This window comes from Flavobacterium sp. B167r, assembly GCF_056824315.1.
In genome coordinates this window covers 3,892,477-3,917,095 of sequence record NZ_CP124859.1, presented here as the reverse complement: position 1 = coordinate 3,917,095, position 24,619 = coordinate 3,892,477, and the positions used below count along the sequence as shown (strand labels likewise).

The window sequence follows — 24,619 nt, the reverse complement described above, 5'->3', positions numbered from 1 at the left end:
AGCCGAATTTGGTGGGATATTATTTTTAATTGAAATAAGAGAACGTCTCATTGTTCTCAATTTTCAGTAATGACTCATAAATCAATTGAATCACATTTTCAACATCATCTCTATGAACCATTTCTACAGTGGTATGCATGTAGCGTAGTGGAAGGGAAATCAACGCTGAAGGAACACCACCATTACTATAAGCAAAAGCATCGGTATCTGTTCCTGTTGCACGTGAAGTGGCATGCCTCTGAAACGGAATTTTATTTTCCGTAGCAGTATCTACAATCAAATCTCGCAATTTATTCTGAATAGCTGGCGAATAACCAATAACAGGGCCTTTACCCATTTTAAGGTCACCTTCTACTTTTTTGTCAATCATTGGAGTAGTGGTATCGTGGCAAACATCAGTAACAATTGCAACATTTGGTTTTATTCTGTGCGCAATCATTTCAGCTCCGCGAAGGCCAATTTCCTCTTGAACAGAGTTCACGATATATAAACCAAAAGGAAGTTTTTGATTGTTTTCCTTTAATAATCGAGCTACTTCAGCAATCATAAAACCGCCCATTCTATTGTCAATAGCGCGACAAACAAATTTATTTTCGTTTAAAATCATAAATTCGTCAGGATAAGTAATCACGCATCCAACATGAACTCCCAAAGCCTCAACTTGCTCTTTGTTCTCGCAACCCAAATCAATAAAAATATTACTCAATTTAGGAATTTCTTCTTTATCACGCAAACGCGTATGAATTGCTGGCCATCCAAAAACACCTTTAACAATTCCGTTTTTAGTATGAATGTTTACTCTTTTAGAAGGAGCAATCTGATGGTCAGAACCACCATTTCTGATAACATATATTAAACCATCTTCCGTAATATAATTTACATACCATGAAATTTCATCAGCATGTCCTTCAATTACAACTTTATAAGGAGCATCAGGATTGATTACTCCAACAGCAGTTCCGTAAGTATCAGTTATAAAAGTATCAACATAAGGTTTTAAATAATCCATCCAAAGTTTCTGGCCTTCACTTTCGTAACCAGTAGGAGAAGCATTATTTAAGTAGCTTTCTAAGAATGCTATAGAAGTATCATTTAAGATAGAATTTGTACTCATAAAAATATTTTTCCGCTAAAATATAAATTTGGTATCAGAGTTGTATATAAATATATAATTTTACACTTAAATTATGATTCAATGAGATTAACCACCTTTTTATTTATACTACTAGTTTGTTTTTCGTCAAAAGCCCAAGTTACTCCAAAAGAGAACGAACAAATGGGATATATATTAACAGAGAGAGATTCTATTTTAGGAGATACTATCCAACTGCCAGAAATAATTATTTCGAAAGGGCAGAAGATGAGTCCAGAAGAAATGAAGCAATTTCAGATTCTTCAAAATAGAGTATATAAAGTATATCCCTATGCTAAACTGGCAGCGGATAGATTAACAGCATTGAATAATGGAATGGCTCGCCTAAAAACAAGCCGTGAAAAGAAGAAGTATTTTAAGATCGTTGAAGATTACTTAAATAACGAATTCGAAGAAAGACTTAAAAAGCTTTCTAGAAAACAAGGGCAAATTTTGGTAAAATTAGTGCATCGTCAAACAGGGATCACAACTTACGAACTCATAAAAACGTTAAAAAGCGGATTCAAAGCCTTCGTGTCTAACACAACCGCCAATTTATTTGACATTAGTTTAAAAGAAGAATACAAGCCATACGATGTTAACGAAGACTATTTAATAGAAACAATTTTGGTTAGAGCTTTTGAATCTGGACGATTGGTAAGTCAAAAACCAGCAAATCCAGTAAACTACGAAGATCTAGCAGAAAAGTGGCAGCATAAAGCAAAAGAGATAAACAAGAAATAATTCTACATATATATTATAGTATACAAACCCGACAGTTTTCCAAAAGCTGTCGGGTTTGTTTTTTACTTATATAATATAAATATATAGATTGTCTGGCTGAGCGAAGTCGAAGCCTCACGATTTAGTTTTGACACATATAATATATAAGTATGGGTTGTCCGTCTGAGCGCAGCGCAGCCTTTCGAGTTTTGGAATTAGGAGCTTATTCCCGCTATGCGTTGCAATCTTTTCATGGCGAACCCCGCCATAAAAAGGATTTCCGCTCCTATCGGGGCTAGGGGGAGCGGTCTTCGGAAGAGGATTTTCGGAGGAAATAAAATTTCGAAAGCATAGAAATGGCTAAAAAGGCGCATAAAACCTGAAAATCCGGCAAAAACCAAGATCGAAACTCGCCGGAAAATGCCAAAACCGCACCCGAACCCAGAAAAACCCTACGCAGGACCAAAAAAAGATGAAATGTAAAGCGGGAGTTGTCAGCGAGTTAAGAAAAAGAGTGGAAAAACATTGAAAAAAGGGGTAAAAAAGGCTTGTATAAGTGGAAAGATGTGCTACTTTTGCACCCGCAACAGCGAAAGACGTTCACTGAAATACTGGCAAGAAGATTTAAACCGGGTTGAAAATTTATTTTCAAAAAAGGTTAAAAAAAGCTTGTGAGATTCGGAAATGCTTTTTACATTTGCACCCCGCAAAACGCGTAAAGTTCCTTGAGAGATTGGTAAGAAAAATGAGAGAATGGAAACGAAAAAAAGTTTCAAAATTTTTTCAAATTTTTCTTGCGAGAAACAAAAAGAATTTTTAGTTTTGCATCCGCTTTGAGATACAGGCGAAAAGACAGAAATACACGTTCGTAGACATATTGAATTGACAGCCGTTCCGATGAAAATCGGAACAAAAGAAATAAGAGCAGTAGAATCGGAAGATTTTAAAAGAACCTGAATAAGGCATCGAGATATAATATTAAAATATACGATGAAGAGTTTGATCCTGGCTCAGGATGAACGCTAGCGGCAGGCTTAACACATGCAAGTCGAGGGGTATATGTCTTCGGATGTAGAGACCGGCGCACGGGTGCGTAACGCGTATGCAATCTGCCTTTCACAGAGGGATAGCCCAGAGAAATTTGGATTAATACCTCATAGCATTATAGGATGGCATCATTTTATAATTAAAGTCACAACGGTGAAAGATGAGCATGCGTCCCATTAGCTAGTTGGTAAGGTAACGGCTTACCAAGGCTACGATGGGTAGGGGTCCTGAGAGGGAGATCCCCCACACTGGTACTGAGACACGGACCAGACTCCTACGGGAGGCAGCAGTGAGGAATATTGGTCAATGGGCGCAAGCCTGAACCAGCCATGCCGCGTGCAGGATGACGGTCCTATGGATTGTAAACTGCTTTTGCACAGGAAGAAACACTTGCTCGTGAGCAAGCTTGACGGTACTGTGAGAATAAGGATCGGCTAACTCCGTGCCAGCAGCCGCGGTAATACGGAGGATCCAAGCGTTATCCGGAATCATTGGGTTTAAAGGGTCCGTAGGCGGTCTTGTAAGTCAGTGGTGAAAGCCCATCGCTCAACGGTGGAACGGCCATTGATACTGCAGGACTTGAATTATTGGGAAGTAACTAGAATATGTAGTGTAGCGGTGAAATGCTTAGAGATTACATGGAATACCAATTGCGAAGGCAGGTTACTACCAATTGATTGACGCTGATGGACGAAAGCGTGGGTAGCGAACAGGATTAGATACCCTGGTAGTCCACGCCGTAAACGATGGATACTAGCTGTTGGGCGCAAGTTCAGTGGCTAAGCGAAAGTGATAAGTATCCCACCTGGGGAGTACGTTCGCAAGAATGAAACTCAAAGGAATTGACGGGGGCCCGCACAAGCGGTGGAGCATGTGGTTTAATTCGATGATACGCGAGGAACCTTACCAAGGCTTAAATGTAGATTGACCGGTTTGGAAACAGACCTTTCGCAAGACAATTTACAAGGTGCTGCATGGTTGTCGTCAGCTCGTGCCGTGAGGTGTCAGGTTAAGTCCTATAACGAGCGCAACCCCTGTTGTTAGTTGCCAGCGAGTCAAGTCGGGAACTCTAACAAGACTGCCAGTGCAAACTGTGAGGAAGGTGGGGATGACGTCAAATCATCACGGCCCTTACGCCTTGGGCTACACACGTGCTACAATGGCCGGTACAGAGAGCAGCCACTGGGCGACCAGGAGCGAATCTACAAAGCCGGTCACAGTTCGGATCGGAGTCTGCAACTCGACTCCGTGAAGCTGGAATCGCTAGTAATCGGATATCAGCCATGATCCGGTGAATACGTTCCCGGGCCTTGTACACACCGCCCGTCAAGCCATGGAAGCTGGGGGTGCCTGAAGTCGGTGACCGCAAGGAGCTGCCTAGGGTAAAACTGGTAACTAGGGCTAAGTCGTAACAAGGTAGCCGTACCGGAAGGTGCGGCTGGAACACCTCCTTTCTAGAGCCCGAGTGTTAGCGCAAGCACGCTTGGGAAATAAGATGCCCGATAGGGTTTTTGGATCTTTAAAATTGTATTGCTCTTGCTGTTAATTTAAAAAAAATGAAAAATTAAGAAAAACAGAGTCTCGTAGCTCAGCTGGTTAGAGTACTACACTGATAATGTAGGGGTCGGCAGTTCGAGTCTGCCCGGGACTACTATTTGACTTAAAAAAAGGAAATTTTAGAAGTTGAGCGTTTATGAGCATTCATAACTCATAATTCATAACTCATCATTTAAAAATGGGGGATTAGCTCAGCTGGCTAGAGCGCCTGCCTTGCACGCAGGAGGTCAACGGTTCGACTCCGTTATTCTCCACCAAGGGCTATAAGCTGTAAGCTGTATGCCGTAAGCTGAGAAAGCTTAAAGCGTATTGCTTAAAGCCTAAAGCGAAATAAAGTTCATTGACATATTGGGATAAGAAAATAATAAGAAAGTAGAAAGCGTTTTTTGCAATTTATTGCAAAAAACAAAAAAAAACGGTCTTGTTTTAATTTACAAGACTGGTGCAATAAGCAAAATAAGGGCGCATGGGGAATGCCTAGGCTCTCAGAGGCGATGAAAGGCGTGATAAGCTGCGAAAAGCTGCGGGGACGGGCACACACCGACTGATCCGCAGATACCTGAATGGGGCAACCCGCTATGTTGAAGACATAGCACACCGATAGGTGGGCAAACCCGCTGAACTGAAACATCTAAGTAGGCGGAGGAGAAGAAAACAAAAGTGATTCCGTAAGTAGTGGCGAGCGAACGCGGATTAGCCCAAACCAGTGCTGTTACGGCAGTGCTGGGGTTGTAGGACCGCGACATTTCATGCGCAAGGAACCGGAAGTTGCTGGAAAGTGACGCCATAGAGGGTGATAGCCCCGTATGGGCAACAAGCGTAATGGATAGCGGTATCCTGAGTAGGGCGGGGCACGTGAAACCCTGTCTGAATTTGGCGGGACCATCCGCTAAGGCTAAATACTCCTGAGAGACCGATAGTGAACCAGTACCGTGAGGGAAAGGTGAAAAGAACCGTGAATAACGGAGTGAAATAGATCCTGAAACCATGCGCTTACAAGCGGTCGGAGCCCTTTCGTGGGGTGACGGCGTGCCTTTTGCATAATGAGCCTACGAGTTAACGCTGCTGGCAAGGATAAGTGGTTAAGCCACGGATCCGCAGCGAAAGCGAGTCTGAATAGGGCGCTTTAGTCAGTAGTGTTAGACGCGAAACCGTGTGATCTACCCATGGGCAGGATGAAGCGCTGGTAACACAGTGTGGAGGTCCGAACCGGTTGACGTTGAAAAGTCTTCGGATGACCTGTGGGTAGGGGTGAAAGGCCAATCAAACTCGGAAATAGCTCGTACTCCCCGAAATGCATTTAGGTGCAGCGCTGATAATAGTTATATAGAGGTAGAGCTACTGATTGGATGCGGGGGCTTCACCGCCTACCAATTCCTGACAAACTCCGAATGCTATATAATGTTTTACAGCAGTGAGGGCTTGGGTGCTAAGGTCCAAGTCCGAGAGGGAAAGAACCCAGACCATCAGCTAAGGTCCCCAAATATATGCTAAGTTGAAAGAACGAGGTTTGTCTGCCCAGACAGCTAGGATGTTGGCTTGGAAGCAGCCATTCATTTAAAGAGTGCGTAACAGCTCACTAGTCGAGCGGACGAGCATGGATAATAATCGGGCATAAGCATATTACCGAAGCTATGGATTTTGCAGTAATGCAAAGTGGTAGGGGAGCATTCTGACAGGGCTGAAGGTGTGCCGTAAGGCATGCTGGACCGGTCAGAAAAGAAAATGTAGGCATAAGTAACGATAATGCGGGCGAGAAACCCGCACACCGAAAAACTAAGGTTTCCACAGCTATGCTAATCAGCTGTGGGTTAGTCTGGTCCTAAGGCGAACCCGAAAGGGACAGTCGATGGCCAACGGGTTAATATTCCCGTACTGCCAATTGCTGTGATGGGGTGACGGAGTGATGAAAGCGCCGCGAACTGACGGAATAGTTCGTTGAAGTACCTACCTATAAGAGATGCAGGCAAATCCACATCTTTTGGGGAAATACGATAGTACTCGGAGTCTTCGGACAAAGAGATAGTGCGCCTAAGGGCTTCCAAGAAAAACCTCTAAACTTCAGGCAATTGGCACCAGTACCGTAAACCGACACAGGTAGTTGAGGAGAGAATCCTAAGGTGCTCGAGAGATTCATGGCTAAGGAATTAGGCAAAATAGACCTGTAACTTCGGGAGAAAGGTCGCCCCCAGCAATGGGGGCCGCAGTGAAGAGGTCCAGGCGACTGTTTATCAAAAACACAGGGCTCTGCAAAATCGCAAGATGAAGTATAGGGCCTGACACCTGCCCGGTGCTGGAAGGTTAAGAGGAGATGTTATCTTCGGAGAAGCATTGAATTGAAGCCCCAGTAAACGGCGGCCGTAACTATAACGGTCCTAAGGTAGCGAAATTCCTTGTCGGGTAAGTTCCGACCTGCACGAATGGTGTAACGATCTGGACACTGTCTCAGCCATGAGCTCGGTGAAATTGTAGTAACGGTGAAGATGCCGTTTACCCGCAGTGGGACGAAAAGACCCTGTGCACCTTTACTATAGCTTAGTATTGACCTTGGATAAATGATGTGTAGGATAGGTTGGAGACTATGAAGCGGCGTCGCCAGGCGTTGTGGAGTCATTGTTGAAATACAACCCTTTGTTTATCTGAGGCCTAACTCTTCGATGAAGAGGACAGTGCTTGGTGGGTAGTTTGACTGGGGTGGTCGCCTCCAAAAGAGTAACGGAGGCTTCTAAAGGTTCCCTCAGTACGCTTGGTAACCGTGCGTAGAGTGCAATGGCATAAGGGAGCTTGACTGAGAGACATACAGGTCGATCAGGTACGAAAGTAGAGCATAGTGATCCGGTGGTTCCGCATGGAAGGGCCATCGCTCAAAGGATAAAAGGTACGCCGGGGATAACAGGCTGATCTCCCCCAAGAGCTCATATCGACGGGGGGGTTTGGCACCTCGATGTCGGCTCGTCACATCCTGGGGCTGGAGAAGGTCCCAAGGGTTGGGCTGTTCGCCCATTAAAGTGGCACGCGAGCTGGGTTCAGAACGTCGTGAGACAGTTCGGTCTCTATCTACTGCGGGCGTTAGAAATTTGAGTGGATCTGATTCTAGTACGAGAGGACCGAATTGGACTAACCTCTAGTGTATCTGTTGTCCCGCCAGGGGCACCGCAGAGTAGCTACGTTGGGAAGGGATAAGCGCTGAAAGCATATAAGCGCGAAACCCACCACAAGATGAGATTTCTTTTAAGGATCGTGGAAGATGACCACGTTGATAGGCTATAGATGTAAAGGCAGTAATGTCATAGTCGAGTAGTACTAATAATCCGTAAGCTTATGCACACCCTTTTCCCCCGATGCAGATCGGGGGAGGAAACTTTCTAAACGATAAAAACTTTTCTTTATCCCAGTATGTTAAAATATTTGCTCGACGCAAGAGCAGTCTTTCAGTCGAAAGATTAAAGTCAAAAGCCGAAAGGCTTTGCAGCTTTATGACCTTTGGCTTTGGACTAAAAACCTTAAGGTGGTTATTGCGGCGGGGCTCACCTCTTCCCATCCCGAACAGAGAAGTTAAGCCCGCCTGCGCAGATGGTACTGCAGTTATGTGGGAGAGTATGTCGTCGCCTTTCTTTGGAAAACATTTTTTTAATGTTTTTTTATTCAAATTTTTACTTATAGAAATATAAGTAATAAGGTACCTTAGCTCAGATGGTAGAGCAATGGACTGAAAATCCATGTGTCCCTGGTTCGATCCCTGGAGGTACCACATAATGCTCGGATGGTGAAATTGGTAGACACGCTGGACTTAAAATCCAGTGAACAGCAATGTTCGTGCGGGTTCAAGTCCCGCTCTGAGTACTAAAACTTCAATTGGCTTTTGTTAATTGGAGTTTTTTTTTGCATAAAATTGAGTGATTCTATTAAATTTTATATTTTTACTTTAATAATATTCAGAATTATGCAAAATGTTTTTATTAAAAAAGATTGTGATCAACTTATAGATAGAATTAATCAGTTAAAGTTTGACTCTCAGCCACTTTGGGGTAAAATGTCTGTTGATCACATGTTGGCTCACTGCAATGTGACATATGAAATGGTGTATGATGATATTCATAAAAAGCCAAACGCTTTTATGAGATTCATTTTGAAATGGTTTGTAAAGAATAAAGTTGTAGACGAATCTCCTTATCCTAAAAATATAAGAACGGCTCCACAATTTATTATCAATGGAGGACGTAATTTTGAACTTGAAAAAGAAAGACTTATATCGTATATCAATAAAACTTTAGAATTAGGAGAGAATAATTTTGAAGGTAAAGAATCGCCTTCTTTTGGAAAATTGTCTTCTAAAGAATGGAATAATATGTTTGCCAAACATTTAGATCATCACTTTTCTCAATTTGGTGTTTAAAAAAAATATAACTATGAGAATTTATACTATTATATTTTTTCTTCTTTTAGGATTATCTTCTAATGCTCAAAAACAAGAAGTGCAAAAATGTATTGAATTGTTTTTTGAAGGATTTCATCAACGAGATTCTGCAAAGATCAAATTAGTTTGTTCAGATAAAATGATATTGCAATCTATTATCAAAAATACTGTCAAAGGGAATAAATTATCTGATGAAAGTGCAAAAGAATTTTATAAATCTATTGCAACAATTCCTTCAAATATAAAATTTCAAGAAAAAATATTGAATTATAATATTCAAATTGATGGAACAATGGCTCATGTTTGGGCACCGTATGAATTTTATTTGAATGACAAATTCAGTCACTCGGGTGTAAATACTTTTACGTTATTTAAAGAAAAAGATTCGTGGAAAATTATTTATATAATTGATACGCGAAGAAAATAATTAGTTTTTTAGGATTTCAGTATTGTAGTACAAACAAATGTCATTTAAAAGACATTCTGGACATTTTGGTTTTGGTCTGCAAATTTCACGGCCTAAAAATGAAATTGCCATTCCTATTTCAGACCAAATATTTTTTGGCAAAGCTTGCATCAAATCTTTCTCTACTTTATTTCCGTCCTTAGATTCTTTAATTATTCCAATTCTGGGAGCAACTCTTATTACATGTAAATCTGCAATAATTCCTTCTGCTGGTTTCCCAGTTTCTCTTAAAATTACGTTTGCAGATTTTCTTCCTATCCCTTTTAATGTTGTTAATTGATTCATTGTTAAAGGAATATCATTGTCTTCTTTTATGCTCTTTGCAATATCCAAAAGCCATTGCGCTTTAGTTCCATGATTTCTAACTTTAGCTACATATGGCAAAAAAGTTTCTAAATCGGTTTTTGATAAACTTTTTAATGTGGGAAATTTTTCAAATAAAACGGGTGCAATCGAATTAATATTAGCATCAGAATCCTGAGCAGATAAAACAACCATAACCAATAATTGATATGGATTTTGATAATCTAAAGGATGTTTTTTGTTTTTATACTTTTTTAAAAGGGGTTTTAATTTAGTTTCCCAATCTGATGTTTCTCCAAATAAATCCATATTCTTTGTTGTTGATAGTGAGTTGCTTATCTATAAAGTTAATTGATTTTAATGAACTCTAGAATTTTTTTGATAACATTTTGATTTCCAAGTATTTTTCGATGACCTAATCCTTCAGTTAAAAATAAAGTTCCATTTTCAAGATTTTCATTAATGTGTATTCCAGCTTTAACAGAAACTTCAGGATCATCTTTGTCATGTATTACTAAAACGGGAATTTTTATTTTTTGTGCAGCTTTATAAGCTGAGAAATCATCCATTTTAAGTTGATATTTATTTTCAAAAGTATCTCTTAAATGATCACTAATTTCCTTTTTTAAACCTAACTTAAAAGTAAATTCGTCTAAGATATCCTGAACGATATCACCACTCCCGATAATTATAGCTTTTTCTACTTTAAGTCCATCTTTAATCGCATTTAGAACTGACATTCCGCCTAAAGAATGTCCGATTGCAATTTCAAAAGGCCCAAATTGTTTTTCTATTTCTAAAATAGAAGCTATAAATTCAGACATTATTGTTGTTTTACCTTTTGACTTTCCGTGTGCAGGCGCATCAAAACTCACAGTCGAATAGCCTTTTGCCAAAAGTTCATGGGCAATTTTAAATAGTTGAGTTCCTCTTCCAGACCAGCCATGTACCAATAAAACTTTGCGTTGGCTTTGTCCATAAGTATAGGTAACTACACTTTTGTCAACCGCAGGAACATGAATTAGTTTTTGAATACTTTTAGTATCCATTTCTAACTCTCGTTTAGGAACTTTATGTTTTATAGGTGTAGTAAAAATCTTTGCAGCAAATTTTGTAACTAATTTTGTTGACATAAATGCGCAAATCTTCGCAGATATTATAATAATCTTAGGAATTTTTAATGATTTAGTAGGATTAATTGCCTTTTTTGCCATTTCAATAAAACTTATTTAAGTGAAGGTTTTTGGTCGTTTTTTTGCTAAATTTAAAAAACATAAAAGTAGTACATATATGATTGCTTCTTATGTCTAATCATAAATTAATTTCTGAAATGGAAATATTTCATATTAGTGCAGAATGTTATCCTGTTGCAAAGGTGGGTGGCTTGGGTGATGTAGTTGGTGCGTTACCTAAATATCAACAATCTGCGGGTCATGATGTTAGAGTTGTAATTCCTTGCTATGACACTAAGTTCAGAAAAGAAAATAATTTCGAATGTGTTCATTGGGGAATAGTTAAGTTAGGAGATTTTAATTTTCCGTTTAGCGTTCTAAAAGAAATAACTAATAAGTTAGGTTTTGAATTATACCTAATAGAAATTAATGAATTATTTAATCGACCAAATGTTTACGGTTATGAAGATGATATCGAAAGATTTTTGTCTTTTCAAATTGCTGCCCTTGATTGGATTTTAGCACGAAATAATACTCCAGATATTATTAATTGCCATGATCATCACACAGGAGTTATTCCATTTTTACTTCAATTTGCTTATAAATATGAAAATTTGCAGCATGTTAAAACAGTTATAACAATACATAATGGATTGTACCAAGGTTGGTTTGGTTTTGATAAATTGTATTACTTGCCTGAATTTGATTTAAAGCATGTTGGATTTTTAGAATGGAGCAATTCTATCAACTCTTTGGCTGTTGGTGTTAAATGTGCCAATGCAGTAACGACAGTTTCTCCAAGTTATTTAAATGAAATTAATATTTCAGCAAATGGTTTGGAATCTTTATTTAATTCTGTGAGAAATAAATCTAAAGGAATTTTAAACGGAATTGATATTGAAGTCTGGAATCCGATGAAAGATCAGATGATTGCAGAAAATTATTCGATTGAAGATTTTGAAATTGGAAAAAGAAAGAATAAAGAAAAGCTCTGCGAACAATTTGAATTAGATGCATCAAAACCTTTATTTAGTTTTATTGGAAGATTATTTGAAGAAAAAGGAGGTGACTTGCTTCCACATGCTTCTGCTTTGGCTTTATCTGAAAATTTTGAGGAAATTAATATTCTAATTTTAGGTTCAGGAAATTCAGAAATAGAGTCGCAGTTAACTCAATTGCGAAATGATTATAAAGGAAATTACAATGTTTATATAGGTTATAATGAAGATTTAGCGCATTTGATTTATGCAGGTTCAGATTATATTTTAATGCCTTCTAGGGTCGAACCATGCGGATTAAATCAGATGTATGCGATGCGTTACGGAACAATTCCGATTGTTAGAAAAACAGGAGGATTAAGGGACACGGTTGTTGATTTTGGAGATGAAGGAAATGGCGTTTGCCATGATCAGGCTTCTGTAGCCGACATCTGCTACTCAATAAATCGTGCTGTTGGGTTGTATGAGGACAAAATAAATTTCAAAAAGGTTTTAAAACGAGGAATGTCAGCAGACCATTCCTGGGAAAGAGTTTGCCAAGATTATATCGAAATATACAACTTAATAATTCAGCAAAATGAAGTTTAAAAAGAAAAATGTAGTTGCCATTATTTTAGGAGGTGGACAAGGTTCTCGTTTATTTCCATTGACAGAAACAAGGTCAAAACCTGCAGTCCCTATTGGAGGAAAATATCGTTTGGTCGACATCCCGATTTCTAATTGTATCAATTCCGATATTTTTAAAATATTTGTCTTAACACAATTTAATTCTGCATCTCTAAATGCTCATATTAAAAACACTTTCAATTTCAGTATTTTAAGTCAGTCATTTGTAGATATTTTGGCAGCAGAACAAACTCCAGATAATCCGACTTGGTTTCAAGGAACGGCAGATGCTGTGAGACAATGTATGTCACATTTTTTGAAACATGATTTTGATCACGCTTTAATTCTTTCAGGAGATCAATTGTATCAAATGGATTTTAATGAAATGCTTGAAGCGCATATCGCTGCTGACGCTGAAATTTCTATTGCGACTTTACCAGTAAATGCTAAAGATGCGCCAGAATTTGGAATTTTAAAAACGAATCACGAAAGTGTTATTGAGGCTTTTATTGAAAAACCGCATCCATCGCTGTTGCCTGAATGGGAATCGGAGGTAAGCGAACACATGCAGGAAAAGGGTAAAAAATACTTGGCTTCAATGGGGATTTACATTTTCAATAAATCATTGTTACAGGAGCTAATGGCTGACCCAGAAACAAAAGATTTTGGTAAAGAAATTATTCCGCAAGCGGTTGGAAAACATAAAATATTAAGTTATCAATATGAAGGATATTGGACAGATATCGGAAATATTGAATCATTTTTTGAAGCTAATATTGGCTTAACAGCTGATATTCCTGAGTTTAATTTATTCGATAATGAGAATAAAATTTTTACTAGGCCAAGATTATTGCCTCCATCTAAATTCAGAAATTCTATAATCAATCAATCTTTGATTTCTGAAGGCTGTATTATTAATGCCAAAGAGATTAAAAGCTCTGTAATTGGTATTCGTTCCAGAATTGGCGAAGGAACTATTTTAGAGAATTGCTACGTTATGGGAAATGATTTCTATCAAGATTTGGAAGAATTGAACCATGAAAGCAATATCAATAAAATACACGTAGGTATAGGTGAAAACTGTTTTATCAAAAACACTTTGGTCGATAAAAATGTGCGTATTGGAAACAATGTTCACATAAGTGGAGGAAAGCATTTAGACAATTTTACGAATGAATTGTACAGTATTAAAGACGGAATTGTTGTTGTAAAAAAAGGAGTTACGCTTGCAGACAATTTTAGAATTGAATAAACGCTGAAATAATCAAGATAAAATTCCAAATTCCAAAAATCTAAATCCAATTATTCTCTAAAACAATATGAGTAAAGTAATCCCACATTCTCTTTTTACTGACTTTGACATAGATTTATTCAAAGCTGGAAAACATTTCAGATTATATGAAAAATTAGGTGCTCATTTAGTTGAAGTTGAAGGAGTAAAAGGTGTTTATTTTGCTGTTTGGGCTCCAACGGCTCATTCGGTTTCTGTTGTTGGAGATTTCAATTATTGGACACATGACGAACATGTTTTGAATGTTCGCTGGGATTCTTCTGGTATTTGGGAAGGATTTATTCCTAATATTTCAAAGGGAGCGCTTTATAAATATAAAATTCAATCTAGTATAAATGGTGTAATTACAGAAAAAGCTGATCCGTTTGCACTTTATTGCGAAAAACCACCACATACTGCATCTGTTGTTTGGGATTTAGATTATAATTGGAAAGATGAAAATTGGATGCAAAATCGTCAAGAGTATAATGCTTTAGATAAACCATATTCTGTTTATGAAGTGCATTTAGGATCTTGGAAAAGAGCTGACCATAATCGTTTTTTAACTTATCTTGAACTTGCAGATGATTTAGTAAAATATGTGAAAGAAACAGGTTTTACGCATGTCGAATTTATGCCAATTATGGAATATCCTTATGATCCTTCTTGGGGTTATCAGTTAACAGGATATTTTGCGCCAACTTCTCGTTTTGGTAAACCGCAGGATTTTATGGTTTTGGTAGATAAATTGCATCAGGAAGGAATTGGTGTTATTTTGGATTGGGTTCCATCGCATTTTCCAGATGATGCACATGGATTAGGTTACTTTGATGGTTCGCATTTATATGAACATCCAGATCGCCGAAAAGGCTATCATCCGGATTGGAAAAGTTTGGTTTTTAATTATGGAAGAAATGAAGTTCGTGCCTTTTTAATAAGTAATGCTGTTTTTTGGCTTCAAAATTATCATATCGACGGACTTCGAGTTGATGCTGTAGCTTCGATGTTATACCTTGATTATTCTAGAAAAGATGGTGAATGGGAAGCTAATATTTTTGGCGGAAGAGAAAATCTAGATTCAATAAGTTTTCTTAAAGAATTTAACGAAGTAATCTATTCTAATTTTAATGGAGTTCAAACTATTGCAGAAGAAAGTACTTCTTTTCCGATGGTTTCTAAACCAACTTCTATAGGAGGTTTGGGATTCGGAATGAAATGGATGATGGGCTGGATGCACGACACTTTACAGTATTTTCAAAAAGAAACAGTTTACAGAAAATACCATCAGAACGAATTGACTTTTTCAATGACTTATGCGTTTACTGAAAATTTCATGCTTCCGTTTTCTCATGACGAAGTAGTTTATGGTAAAAAATCTCTTATCTATAAAATGCCGGGCGACGAATGGCAGCGTTTCGCTAATCTGAGATTATTATACGGATATATGTTTACGCATCCTGGAACAAAACTGTTGTTTATGGGAGCTGAATTCGGACAGACAAAGGAATGGAATTTTGAACAAAGTTTAGACTGGCACTTGCTGCAATATGATTTTCATTCTGGTATAAAAAGATTGATTACCGATTTAAATCAGTTGTATAAATCACAGCCAGCTTTATATGAAAAACAATTTAGAGGCGATGGTTTTGAATGGATTAATTATTCGGATCATCAAAATGCTATTTTATCTTACATCAGAAAAGGAAATAATCCAGATGAGAATATCATTGTAGTTTGCAATTTTACTCAAGTCGCTCGTGAAAATTATAGAATTGGTATTCCTAAAAAAGGGAAACTGCAGGAGATTTTTAATAGTGATGCCCAAATTTATGGAGGAAGTGGGGTAGGAAATTCTAAAGCATTAAAAATAGAATCGATATCTTATGACGGAAGAGATTTTTCTACAGAGTTAGTTCTTCCACCTTTGAGTATTACTGTATATGCATTAAATTAAATAAAAATCTTGAAGTAAGATTTTGACATTATATCGTTTCAAAATTATCAAATTGTTTATTTTTTGTTTGGTAATTTAGCACTCATTCAAAAAAAACGTTTTCGTGAATAAACCTTTTATTCATAGAGTGTTAAAGACATTTTTTGTATGTTTGAGTACAAGGAAAATGCTATAAATTAATTCATTTGAGATATGATTACAAACACATCATTAGAATACAAAGGCGATTTATATCCATCAAAAATTGTCTCTTATGAACATGAAGGAGATTCTGTTTTTTTTAATACGGATAACAAAGTAATTTTAAAAGTTACAATTCTTCGCGATAGCTTAATCCGATTTCGCTTTACTACAAAAGGCTATTTTAGCAACGACTTTTCTTATGCCATTGATAAAACACAGCTTCATGGTTATAATTTTTTGGAAGTTACCGAAGAAGATACCTACTTTCAAATCAAAACAAGTAAGGTGAAATGTAAAATCCAGAAGGCAGATCTTCGTCTTGCGGTTTACGATTTAAATGATTTCCTAATTCTTGAAGATGAACTTGGCTTTCATTGGGAAGAAAGCTATGAATATGGAGGAAATATCGTAAAAATGAGCAAATATTCTAAAGACGGAGAATGTTATTATGGACTTGGCGATAAAGCCACTCAAATGAATCTTAAAGGCAAAAGAGTAGAAAATTTTGCCACTGACCAATATGCTTACCAAAAAGATCAGGAGCCTTTATACAAAGTGGTTCCTTTTTATATTGGCCTTCATAACAAACAATCGTACGGTATATTTTTCGATAATACTTTTAGAACATTTTTTGATTTTTGTCAGGAAAGAAGAAACGTAACAAGTTTCTGGGCCGAAGGTGGCGAAATGAATTATTATTTTGTCTACGGTCCTCAAATGCAAGATGTTGTTACGACTTATACCGACTTAACAGGAAAACCAGAATTACCGCCACTTTGGGTTTTAGGATACCATCAATGTAAATGGAGTTATTATCCTGAAAGTAAGGTCAAAGAAATCACATCTAAGTTTAGAGAGCTTCAAATTCCTTGTGATGCTATTTATTTGGATATTGATTATATGGACGGTTTTAGATGTTTTACTTGGAATAAAAATTACTTTCCTGATCCAAAAAGAATGGTTGCTGAACTGGCAGAAGATGGTTTTAAAACTATCGTAATTATTGATCCTGGAATTAAAATTGACAAAGATTACTGGGTTTACAAAGAAGGTTTAGAAAAAGATTATTTCTGTAAAAGAGCCGATGGTCCTTATATGAAAGGAAAAGTATGGCCAGGAGAATGCAACTTTCCAGATTATACAAATCCCGTAGTTAGAGAATGGTGGGCTGGATTATTTAAAGAATTAATTGCAGACATTGGAGTAAAAGGAGTTTGGAATGATATGAATGAACCTGCCGTTATGGAGGTTCCAAATAAAACGTTTCCGATGGATGTTCGCCATATTTATGATGGAAATCCGTGCAGTCATAGAAAAGCTCACAATATCTACGGAACGCAAATGGCAAGAGCTACTTATCATGGGGTAAAACGATTTGCGTATCCAAAACGTCCATTTGTCATTACAAGATCTGCTTATGCTGGTGCTCAGCGTTATACATCGTCTTGGACAGGTGATAATGTGGCAACTTGGGAGCATTTATGGATTGCAAATATTCAGGTTCAGAGGCTTTCTATTTCTGGAATGGGTTTTACAGGTTCAGATATTGGAGGTTTTGCTGAACAGCCAACAGGCGAATTATATGCGCGTTGGATTCAGTTAGGTGTTTTTCATCCGTTTTGTAGAACGCATTCTTCTGGAGATCACGGAAATCAAGAACCCTGGGCTTTTGATGAAGAAGTAATCAATATTACGAGAAAATTTGTGAGTCTTCGTTACCAATTACTGCCTTATTTGTACACCATGTTTTGGCAGTATATTGAAGAAGGAGTTCCGATGTTAAAACCTTTGGTTTACTACGATCAGGATGATACGCAGACCCATTATCGCAACGACGAATTTATCTTTGGAAATCAAATTTTAGTGTGTCCTATACTTGAACCTAACGCTGTAGGTAGACGTATGTATATTCCTAGAGGCGAGTGGTATAACTATTGGACAAATGAATTGTTTATAGGAGGAAAAGAAATCTGGATTGACACAAAATTTGATGAGATTCCGGTGTTTGTGAAAGCAGGCGCTATTATCCCAAAATATCCTGTTCAGCAATATGTGGGAGAATTAGAATTTGATGAATTGACACTTGATGTTTATTATTATAACGGTAAAGAACAGTCGGCTGTTTATGAAGATGCTCAAGACGGTTACGATTATAAAAAAGGGCGATATAGCTATTTATCTCTACGAAATATTGGAAAAGAAAAAGAATTGATTATTCAGCTTCATAAAGAAGGAAAATATATAACTCCATATACTAAATACAAAATCAATCTTATCGGATTGCCTTTTAAAGTTGTGGAAATAGAAATTGACAATGAAAAAATCGAATTTGATAAAATTAGTTTTGAGCAGAATAATTTCTTAATAGTTGATAAAGAGTTCAATGAACTTCATATTGTTGGAGAATAGTTAAATTTTGATATTTTTTTGATCTAATGTGTAAAATATTTTATTTTTTTTAATTGTATTTTTGTTAGAAAATAGCTCGAATTATGAAAAAATATATGTTTTTAGGAATTTTTGGTGCCCTTGTTATGGCTTGCGCAACAAATCCGATTACTGGAAAACAAAACTTGAATTTTGTTTCAAATAGCGAATTGTTTCCAACTTCTTTTCAGCAATACAGTACTTTTTTATCTGAAAACAAAGTTATTACAGGAACAGCAGATGCAAAACTTGTAGAAAATGTTGGTTTTAGAATTAAGGCTGCAGCCGAAAAATATCTGACCTATTTAGGACAAACCCAGTATTTAAAAGATTATCGCTGGGAATATAAATTGGTTGATAATAAAGAAGTTAATGCTTGGTGTTTGCCTGGTGGGAAAATTGTGGTTTATTCAGGAATTTTGCCTATTACACAAAACGAATCTGGTTTAGCAACCGTAATGGGGCACGAGGTTTCTCACGCTCTGGCAAATCACGGAGCGCAAAGAATGTCTGCAGCGCAATTACAGCAAATTGGAGGAGCTGCTTTGGGAGCCGCAACTAGCGGAAAATCTGAAGCCACTCAACAAATTTTTGCTCAAGCTTACGGAGTTGGTTCAGAGGTAGGGGTAATGCTTCCTTTTAGTAGAGGAAATGAAACTGAAGCTGATAAAATTGGTTTAACACTAATGGCTATTGCAGGTTATAATCCAGATGATGCTGTGGCATTTTGGACAAGAATGTCAGCAAAATCAGGTGGAGCAAGTACTCCAGAATTTATGAGTACTCACCCTTCTGATGCATCTAGAATTGCGAATATTAAAGCTTTAATTCCAGAAGCAAGAGCAATCGCACTTAAAGTGGGAACGATAAAATAATGCAGATAATGCAGATAATGCAATAAAAAATATACTTAAAAGCTATTCATTTTTGAATAGCTTTTTTGTTTTGCTGATGTTCATAATTTATTAATGTATGATTTGAAGAATTTCTGTTTGTTTATCATAAAAAATAGATAAATTCGTAGCCTATTTAACAAAATCTTTTCTATGAAAAACCTACAAAAAGGAGATAAGAAGCTTTTAAATGCCTGGGCGTTTTATGATTGGGCAAATTCGGTTTATACCTTGACAATTGCTTCTGCAGTTTTTCCAATTTTTTATGAAGCTTTATTTAGCGACCGTGATCATTATATCGATGTTTTCGGAATGCATCTTAAAAATTCAGCCTTAATTAGTTTTATTACCGCTTTTGCTTTTATGGTGGTTTCATTTCTTTCGCCATTATTATCTGGAATTGCCGATTATGTTGGAAACAAGAAATCATTCATGAAGTTTTTCTGTTACGTAGGGGCTTTATCTTGTATGGGATTATATTGGTTTGACTTAGATAATATTTATGTCGGATTATTGTTTTATTTCCTTGGATTATTAGGTTATTGGGGAAGTTTGGTTTTTTACAACTCGTACCTTCCAGATATTGCATTTGAAGAACAGCAAGACAGAATTAGTGCAAAAGGATATTCATTAGGATATATTGGAAGTGTGATTTTGCTGATTATCAATTTAGCGATGATCATGAAGCCAAAACTTTTTGGAATTTCAGGAACGGATGGCGAAGCTGCAATGAAAGCGATGCGTTATTCTTTCATAATGGTAGGAGTATGGTGGATTTTATTTAGCCAGTACACATATTATTATTTGCCGAAAGGAAGTAAAGAAACAGGCCAAAAATTAACAAAATCTGTTGTGTTTAATGGTTTTAAAGAATTAAAGAAGGTTTGGGCATTATTAAAGGAAAATATTCCATTGAAACGTTACTTAGGTGGTTTCTTTGTTTCTAGTATGGCAGTACAAACTGTAATGCTTGTGGCAACTTACTTTGGCGCGCAAGAAATTCAGTGGGAAAGCAAAGAACAAAGTACAATTGGTTTAATAATTTGTATTTTAATTATTCAATTAGTTGCTGTTGTAGGGGCTGTATTGACTTCTAGGGCTTCAGCTAAATGGGGTAATGTTCCAACTCTTATTGGAATTAATGCCATTTGGGTTGTTTTTTGTGCAATTGTTTATTTTATCTCTTTACCTATTCATTTTTATGTAATGGCTACAATTGCCGGATTTGTAATGGGAGGAATTCAGGCGTTATCTCGTTCAACTTATTCAAAGCTATTGCCTGATACTGAAGATACAGCATCGTTTTTTAGCTTCTATGATGTTGCAGAAAAAATTGGAATCGTAATCGGGATGTGTGTTTACGGAATCATCGATCAGATTACAGGAAGTCCGCGTGCGGCAATTGTAATTTTAGGAGTTTTCTTTATTACAGCAATATTTTTATTGAGAAGAGTACATAAAAAAGACGTTTCAAATTAATTGAAACGTCTTTTATGACATATCGCAAATTGCAATTGATTATTGATTGATGATAGTTTTGTAATTTGCGATATTCTATTTAAAATAATTAACCTTTGTAAATTTTTCCAGAACCAGAAACTTTTACATCTCTTTTCTCTGGATTTCCTAGATATTTAATATTTCCAGAACCAGAAACTCTTCCAGTTATACTTGTTTCGCAGGTTACTACACTATTTCCAGAACCAGAAACAGTTACGTCTACAGCTTGCGATTTTAAATTAGAAGCATTCACATTTCCTGATCCTGATATTTTACTCGTAAAAGAATCTGCTTTTCCTTTTAAAACAATATCGCCAGAACCGCTTAGAGCTAAATCAAAATTTTTAGAATCAACATCTAAATCAAAATTACCAGATCCTGAAAGTTTTGCAGAAAAACTATTGCTATTGATTTTATTTTTGCTTTTAACATCACCAGATCCAGACAAAGTAACGGCTGATATTTTTTCGAAAGGAACTGTTACTTCTATCTTTTTGCCAATGCTAGTGCGAAGTTGTATTCCTTTCTCAACATAAACTTTCAATTCATTTCCTTCAACTTCGACTTTAATTTTAGATAATAAATTTTCTTCTCCTTTAAGGATAATTTTCCCTTCTTTTCCTGCCACTAAATCCACATCAAAGAATCCAGCGATTTTGATGCCTTCATAGTCTCCAGTAGTTCTTGTTACGGTAGTAACATTGCCATTTCCGCTTATTTTTGTTTGTGCGTTAGAATTTACTGCGATAAAAAATAGGCTTAATGCTGTAAGTAAAATTGACTTTTTCATTGTTTTGATTTTTAGATGATTAATTTTTTGTTAGTGAAACATTTCCATAGTTTGAATTAATGTTGATTTTATTCTGACCTTTTTTCTTGTAATAGCCTGCAATTCTTTTGCTATTGCTTTTAACCTCAGAAACAGAAATTTCTAAAGAATTATCATATTTAATGTTTGAATATCTTGCAGAAATATCAAAATCGAAAGCATAATTTGGTACGTAGCCAATCGAAACATCGGTGTAACCAGAATTTATGGTAATATTTCCAGCTTTCTCCGTCACCGTTCCAATACTGATTTTGCTGTAATTAGTATCATAACTAAAGTTGCTTGAGATTTCTCCAATAACAAAAGTCAAATAGTTTCCAGAACCGCTCAAAGAATTGATTTTTTGAAACTTAAGCGTTCCGTAGTTGCAATTTGCTTTTATATTTTGGCCGTCACTAATATTCACATCTGTATAATTTGCATTCAGATTCAAATTTCCAGAATCATTAATTTTAAGATTAGAATATCTTGCATCGATATTTCCACTTTTTATGTAATCAATGCTTGAATTTTGACAATATTGAATGAAGATTTGATTACTAGAACCGTTTAATTTTCCTAAAGCAACTTTGCCGTATTTGCAGTCAATATCTGTAGTAGATTCTGCATTTAAAACAGCAATATTGCCGTATTTATTAAGTAATTTAATTGAACCATTTTTCGGAATTTTAATCACATAATTGATCTCAAAACTGTTGTTGCTTCCTTTGCTTTTAACATTAGAGCTTCCAAGTTTTGTCACAGCAGAAACTAGTCCTTTAAGCGCTGTGATATCTATATCGATGCTATTTAATCGTTCGTTTACCCAATTTTCATTTGGTCCATTTACCTTAATTGTGATATCAAGATCTATTTTATCTTCGTCCCAAGTTGCAACTGTGATGTTTCCGTATTTGTTGTCAACATCGATACCGGCATTTGAGTTTACGATGTAAGTTTTTTTAATATTTTTTTGTTTTGTGATGTAAGTGTCGTCATTTGAAAACCCTAATAAAGGAATCAAAAGAAAGAATATTAGTAAGTTATAGTGTTTTTTCATTAGAAGTATTTTTTAGTTTTTCGTTGTCTTCAATTCTTTTTAAAACGGTTTGTAAAAAAGAAATACGCGTTTGGAGATTGCTAATCATCGCATAAATAATTTGTTTATTCTCACCATTTTTTTGCAGTTCGTTTATGATTTTTTGATAATCAGCGTCAAAAGTTTTCATCTGATTCATAGCATCATTAATAATCTGCTGATTTTCTGGAGAGTTTTTCTCTTTCAATTTTACCAGTTCATTTTCAATTAGAATATTGAAAATAGAATCAGTGCGTTTAGTTTCATTAGAAGCAAATTTGAATTCTTTTGGTTTTTCATTTTTATAGAAAAGAGATACTCCAAGCATTAATACGATCGAAGCGGCAATAGCAGTTGCGAACCAATACTTTTTCTTGGGTTCTTTTTTATTTAATTTTTGCAGAAAATCCATTTGATGATCAGAATTTAATTCCTGAATATCCCATTTGTTTTCAAATCTGTTGAATAATTCGTCTAAATTGTCTTTTTCATTTTTCATAATTCCAATTCATTTTATATCTCTTCCAATTTTTTTCTCAAACTATCTTTGGCTCTGCTCAAAGTTGTTCTGCAATTTGCGTATGTGATGTTTAAAATTTCGCAGATTTCTTCTTGATCATAACCTTCAATGTAAAAAAGCGTCAGCACCATTCTGTAATTATCTTTCAGCTGCAGAATTGTATCTAAAACCTGTTTTACTTTAAGAGAATTTAAGTCAATGTTATCGGAGATAATTCCGTCATTTTCTTCAATTTTATAAAGCTGTTTACTTAAATCTTCTACTTGAAAAGAGTTTTTTTTCTTATAAAAATCGATACTATAATTGATGATTATTTTTTTTAACCATGCGCCAAAAGCCACTTCTTGCTTATAGTCATTGATTTTTGTAAAAGCTTTTAAGAAACCTTCCTGCATGACGTCTTGTGCAAAATGTTCGTCTTTTACAATACGAAAAGCCACGTTATACATCGCCTTGCAATAGCGATTGTATATTTCAAACTGCGCTTTTTGATTGTTGGTTTTGCAAAGCGCAATTAGTTCTTCGATATTTTGGTTGTTTATATTCAAGTAGTAGCTTTTGGTTTTAAATATAGACTTGGCTTTTTTTTGTTTGTTACAGTTTTGATAAAAAAATAAAAAATATTTTTTCATTTTACGTAATGTCGTAAGGTATAATAAATTCATTGCTATAATTTCACATAAAAATTTAACGCCAAAAACAAATTCAATTATGAGAAAACTAAACAAATGCTTTGCAATCCTGTTTGTTATGACAGGATTTATGCTAACATCATGTAGCAATGACGATTCTAAAGTAAGCGCTGGAGAATCAACAGGAGATTATTGGCCTTCTAAAGTGGGCAATCAATGGGTTTTTAATCAAGATGGTGCTCAAAGCACAGTGAAAATTCAAAGTTCATCTGATAAAGATGGTAATACTTATTATAAATTTAACCAGTTATTTGGAGCAACTGACGAAATTTATGGAACAGCAGGCGCTTCACTTAAAAAAGTAAAAGGAGATTATTACATCGTTATTGATGAAGTGAATTACAGTTCTGAAGGAATAAGTGGAAAAACAACTGGTTATGAATTTATTCTTTTTAAGGATTATCTTGACGTAAATCAAACATGGACAGGATCTTATTCTATGGAAACAAGCTTTAACATACCAAATTTTCCATCTCTAAAAATGAATGCAAATTACACAGGTACTATTTTAGAAAAAGGAATAAGCTTAAAAGTAAAAGAAGTAACTTATAGTAATGTTATTAAGTTTAAGTTGCATATTGAAGCTAGCGCACAAGGACAAAATTCTTCATCAGATGCATTTTATTGGATTGCGAAGGATATTGGAATTGTAAAATTAGAATCATCAGGTACTACTTCAGAACTAGTTTCGTACTCTTTGAAGTAATTGATATATAAATATAATTGAAACCCGAAAAATACATTTTCGGGTTTTTTATTTTCTAAACTTTAAAATGGATTGTATTTTAAAATTGACTAATTAGAATTATTTAAGTTTTAAGTTTGTTTTGGCATAATGATTGTCTATTTTTATGGCCAATCTTGTAATTGAAA

General features: G+C 35.9%; 17 protein-coding genes, 4 tRNA genes and 3 rRNA genes. 17 read left to right on the top strand and 7 right to left on the bottom strand.

All coding sequences use genetic code 11. The features are described from left to right. Positions 1–25 precede the first annotated feature (25 nt). Positions 26–1,114 carry a M42 family metallopeptidase gene (locus QLQ96_RS17595; protein ID WP_482492138.1) on the bottom strand — a complete coding sequence of 363 codons (1,089 nt, stop codon included), beginning with the start codon at positions 1,112–1,114 and terminating at the stop codon, positions 26–28. An 81-nt stretch (positions 1,115–1,195) separates the two neighbouring features. Between QLQ96_RS17595 and QLQ96_RS17590 the strand changes: the two genes are divergently transcribed. The 10 genes from QLQ96_RS17590 to QLQ96_RS17545 all read left to right on the top strand — a co-directional run bounded on the left by QLQ96_RS17590 (position 1,196) and on the right by QLQ96_RS17545 (position 9,303). After that, positions 1,196–1,876: a DUF4294 domain-containing protein gene (locus tag QLQ96_RS17590; protein ID WP_482492136.1), complete on the top strand. Its 681-nt coding sequence runs from the start codon at positions 1,196–1,198 to the stop codon at positions 1,874–1,876. A gap of 966 nt (positions 1,877–2,842) precedes the next feature. Continuing rightward, positions 2,843–4,356: ribosomal RNA gene (locus QLQ96_RS17585) — 16S ribosomal RNA — on the top strand. 123 nt (positions 4,357–4,479) lie between these two features. Then, positions 4,480–4,553, top strand: a tRNA-Ile gene (locus QLQ96_RS17580). A gap of 86 nt (positions 4,554–4,639) precedes the next feature. Beyond that, a tRNA-Ala gene (locus QLQ96_RS17575) sits at positions 4,640–4,716 on the top strand. Between the two features lie 187 nt (positions 4,717–4,903). Further along, positions 4,904–7,786 (top strand): 23S ribosomal RNA (locus QLQ96_RS17570). Between the two features lie 177 nt (positions 7,787–7,963). Next, positions 7,964–8,073, top strand: a 5S ribosomal RNA gene (gene rrf, locus QLQ96_RS17565). The 16S, 23S and 5S rRNA genes sit together here with 4 tRNA genes alongside, the layout of an rRNA operon. Positions 8,074–8,137: 64 nt before the next feature. Continuing rightward, positions 8,138–8,210 (top strand) — tRNA-Phe (locus QLQ96_RS17560). Positions 8,211–8,216: 6 nt separating this feature from the next. Further along, positions 8,217–8,302, top strand: a tRNA-Leu gene (locus tag QLQ96_RS17555). 100 nt (positions 8,303–8,402) lie between these two features. After that, positions 8,403–8,855: a DUF1569 domain-containing protein gene (locus QLQ96_RS17550; RefSeq protein ID WP_482492135.1), complete on the top strand. Its 453-nt coding sequence runs from the start codon at positions 8,403–8,405 to the stop codon at positions 8,853–8,855. A gap of 13 nt (positions 8,856–8,868) precedes the next feature. Then, positions 8,869–9,303: a nuclear transport factor 2 family protein gene (locus QLQ96_RS17545; protein WP_482492133.1), complete on the top strand. Its 435-nt coding sequence runs from the start codon at positions 8,869–8,871 to the stop codon at positions 9,301–9,303. Here QLQ96_RS17545 and QLQ96_RS17540 read toward each other — a convergent pair whose 3' ends face one another. Both QLQ96_RS17540 and QLQ96_RS17535 read right to left on the bottom strand, forming a co-directional pair. Further along, positions 9,304–9,954 (bottom strand): endonuclease III domain-containing protein, encoded by a 651-nt coding sequence (locus QLQ96_RS17540; protein ID WP_482492131.1) that lies wholly within the window; start codon positions 9,952–9,954, stop codon positions 9,304–9,306. Between the two features lie 38 nt (positions 9,955–9,992). Next, positions 9,993–10,859, bottom strand: coding sequence for an alpha/beta hydrolase (locus QLQ96_RS17535; RefSeq protein ID WP_482492130.1), 867 nt, complete (start codon positions 10,857–10,859; stop codon positions 9,993–9,995). A 116-nt stretch (positions 10,860–10,975) separates the two neighbouring features. On the opposite strand from QLQ96_RS17535, the gene QLQ96_RS17530 reads away from it, so the two are divergent. The 6 genes from QLQ96_RS17530 (at position 10,976) to QLQ96_RS17505 (ending at position 20,627) form a co-directional block, all read left to right on the top strand. Next, positions 10,976–12,403 (top strand): glycogen synthase, encoded by a 1,428-nt coding sequence (locus QLQ96_RS17530; RefSeq protein WP_482492128.1) that lies wholly within the window; start codon positions 10,976–10,978, stop codon positions 12,401–12,403. Next, on the top strand, positions 12,393–13,673 hold the full coding sequence (locus QLQ96_RS17525) for a glucose-1-phosphate adenylyltransferase (RefSeq protein ID WP_482492126.1): 1,281 nt from the start codon (positions 12,393–12,395) through the stop codon (positions 13,671–13,673). Before QLQ96_RS17530 ends, QLQ96_RS17525 begins: the two co-directional genes overlap by 11 nt. Before the next feature lie 67 nt (positions 13,674–13,740). Further along, on the top strand, positions 13,741–15,645 hold the full coding sequence (gene glgB / locus QLQ96_RS17520; RefSeq protein WP_482492124.1) for a 1,4-alpha-glucan branching protein GlgB: 1,905 nt from the start codon (positions 13,741–13,743) through the stop codon (positions 15,643–15,645). A gap of 192 nt (positions 15,646–15,837) precedes the next feature. After that, positions 15,838–18,237 (top strand): glycoside hydrolase family 31 protein, encoded by a 2,400-nt coding sequence (locus tag QLQ96_RS17515; RefSeq protein WP_482492123.1) that lies wholly within the window; start codon positions 15,838–15,840, stop codon positions 18,235–18,237. Positions 18,238–18,320: 83 nt separating this feature from the next. Continuing rightward, a complete protein-coding gene (locus tag QLQ96_RS17510) occupies positions 18,321–19,130 on the top strand; it encodes a M48 family metallopeptidase (protein WP_482492122.1) in 810 nt (269 codons plus the stop codon). A 171-nt stretch (positions 19,131–19,301) separates the two neighbouring features. Further along, complete coding sequence (locus QLQ96_RS17505) at positions 19,302–20,627, top strand: MFS transporter (protein WP_482492120.1); 1,326 nt, start codon at positions 19,302–19,304, stop codon at positions 20,625–20,627. Between the two features lie 88 nt (positions 20,628–20,715). On the opposite strand, the gene QLQ96_RS17500 is transcribed toward QLQ96_RS17505, so the two are convergent. From QLQ96_RS17500 to QLQ96_RS17485, 4 genes are read right to left on the bottom strand one after another with little or no spacing between them, the layout of a single operon-like run. After that, on the bottom strand, positions 20,716–21,438 hold the full coding sequence (locus QLQ96_RS17500; protein ID WP_482492118.1) for a head GIN domain-containing protein: 723 nt from the start codon (positions 21,436–21,438) through the stop codon (positions 20,716–20,718). Between the two features lie 19 nt (positions 21,439–21,457). Further along, positions 21,458–22,516: a hypothetical protein gene (locus QLQ96_RS17495; RefSeq protein WP_482492116.1), complete on the bottom strand. Its 1,059-nt coding sequence runs from the start codon at positions 22,514–22,516 to the stop codon at positions 21,458–21,460. Further along, the gene (locus QLQ96_RS17490; protein ID WP_482492114.1) at positions 22,500–23,033 is read right to left on the bottom strand and encodes an anti-sigma factor; all 534 of its coding nucleotides are present in this window, start codon (positions 23,031–23,033) and stop codon (positions 22,500–22,502) included. The genes QLQ96_RS17495 and QLQ96_RS17490 overlap by 17 nt, the downstream gene beginning before the upstream one ends. A 14-nt stretch (positions 23,034–23,047) precedes the next feature. Then, positions 23,048–23,602, bottom strand: a complete 555-nt coding sequence (locus tag QLQ96_RS17485; RefSeq protein WP_482492112.1) for an RNA polymerase sigma factor — start codon at positions 23,600–23,602, stop codon at positions 23,048–23,050. A 163-nt stretch (positions 23,603–23,765) separates the two neighbouring features. Here QLQ96_RS17485 and QLQ96_RS17480 point away from each other — a divergent pair, with 163 nt between their 5' ends. After that, complete coding sequence (locus QLQ96_RS17480; protein ID WP_482492111.1) at positions 23,766–24,452, top strand: hypothetical protein; 687 nt, start codon at positions 23,766–23,768, stop codon at positions 24,450–24,452. Positions 24,453–24,619 lie beyond the last annotated feature (167 nt).

Excerpts from the sequence above, each read along its gene's own strand:
- QLQ96_RS17595 (WP_482492138.1), bottom strand. The coding sequence starts at position 1,114 with ATGAGTACAAATTCTATCTTAAATGATACTTCTATAGCATTCTTAGAA.
- QLQ96_RS17590 (WP_482492136.1), top strand. The coding sequence starts at position 1,196 with ATGAGATTAACCACCTTTTTATTTATACTACTAGTTTGTTTTTCGTCA.
- QLQ96_RS17550 (WP_482492135.1), top strand. The coding sequence starts at position 8,403 with ATGCAAAATGTTTTTATTAAAAAAGATTGTGATCAACTTATAGATAGA.
- QLQ96_RS17545 (WP_482492133.1), top strand. The coding sequence starts at position 8,869 with ATGAGAATTTATACTATTATATTTTTTCTTCTTTTAGGATTATCTTCT.
- QLQ96_RS17540 (WP_482492131.1), bottom strand. The coding sequence starts at position 9,954 with ATGGATTTATTTGGAGAAACATCAGATTGGGAAACTAAATTAAAACCC.
- QLQ96_RS17535 (WP_482492130.1), bottom strand. The coding sequence starts at position 10,859 with ATGGCAAAAAAGGCAATTAATCCTACTAAATCATTAAAAATTCCTAAG.
- QLQ96_RS17530 (WP_482492128.1), top strand. The coding sequence starts at position 10,976 with ATGGAAATATTTCATATTAGTGCAGAATGTTATCCTGTTGCAAAGGTG.
- QLQ96_RS17525 (WP_482492126.1), top strand. The coding sequence starts at position 12,393 with ATGAAGTTTAAAAAGAAAAATGTAGTTGCCATTATTTTAGGAGGTGGA.
- glgB (WP_482492124.1), top strand. The coding sequence starts at position 13,741 with ATGAGTAAAGTAATCCCACATTCTCTTTTTACTGACTTTGACATAGAT.
- QLQ96_RS17515 (WP_482492123.1), top strand. The coding sequence starts at position 15,838 with ATGATTACAAACACATCATTAGAATACAAAGGCGATTTATATCCATCA.
- QLQ96_RS17510 (WP_482492122.1), top strand. The coding sequence starts at position 18,321 with ATGAAAAAATATATGTTTTTAGGAATTTTTGGTGCCCTTGTTATGGCT.
- QLQ96_RS17505 (WP_482492120.1), top strand. The coding sequence starts at position 19,302 with ATGAAAAACCTACAAAAAGGAGATAAGAAGCTTTTAAATGCCTGGGCG.
- QLQ96_RS17500 (WP_482492118.1), bottom strand. The coding sequence starts at position 21,438 with ATGAAAAAGTCAATTTTACTTACAGCATTAAGCCTATTTTTTATCGCA.
- QLQ96_RS17495 (WP_482492116.1), bottom strand. The coding sequence starts at position 22,516 with ATGAAAAAACACTATAACTTACTAATATTCTTTCTTTTGATTCCTTTA.
- QLQ96_RS17490 (WP_482492114.1), bottom strand. The coding sequence starts at position 23,033 with ATGAAAAATGAAAAAGACAATTTAGACGAATTATTCAACAGATTTGAA.
- QLQ96_RS17480 (WP_482492111.1), top strand. The coding sequence starts at position 23,766 with ATGAGAAAACTAAACAAATGCTTTGCAATCCTGTTTGTTATGACAGGA.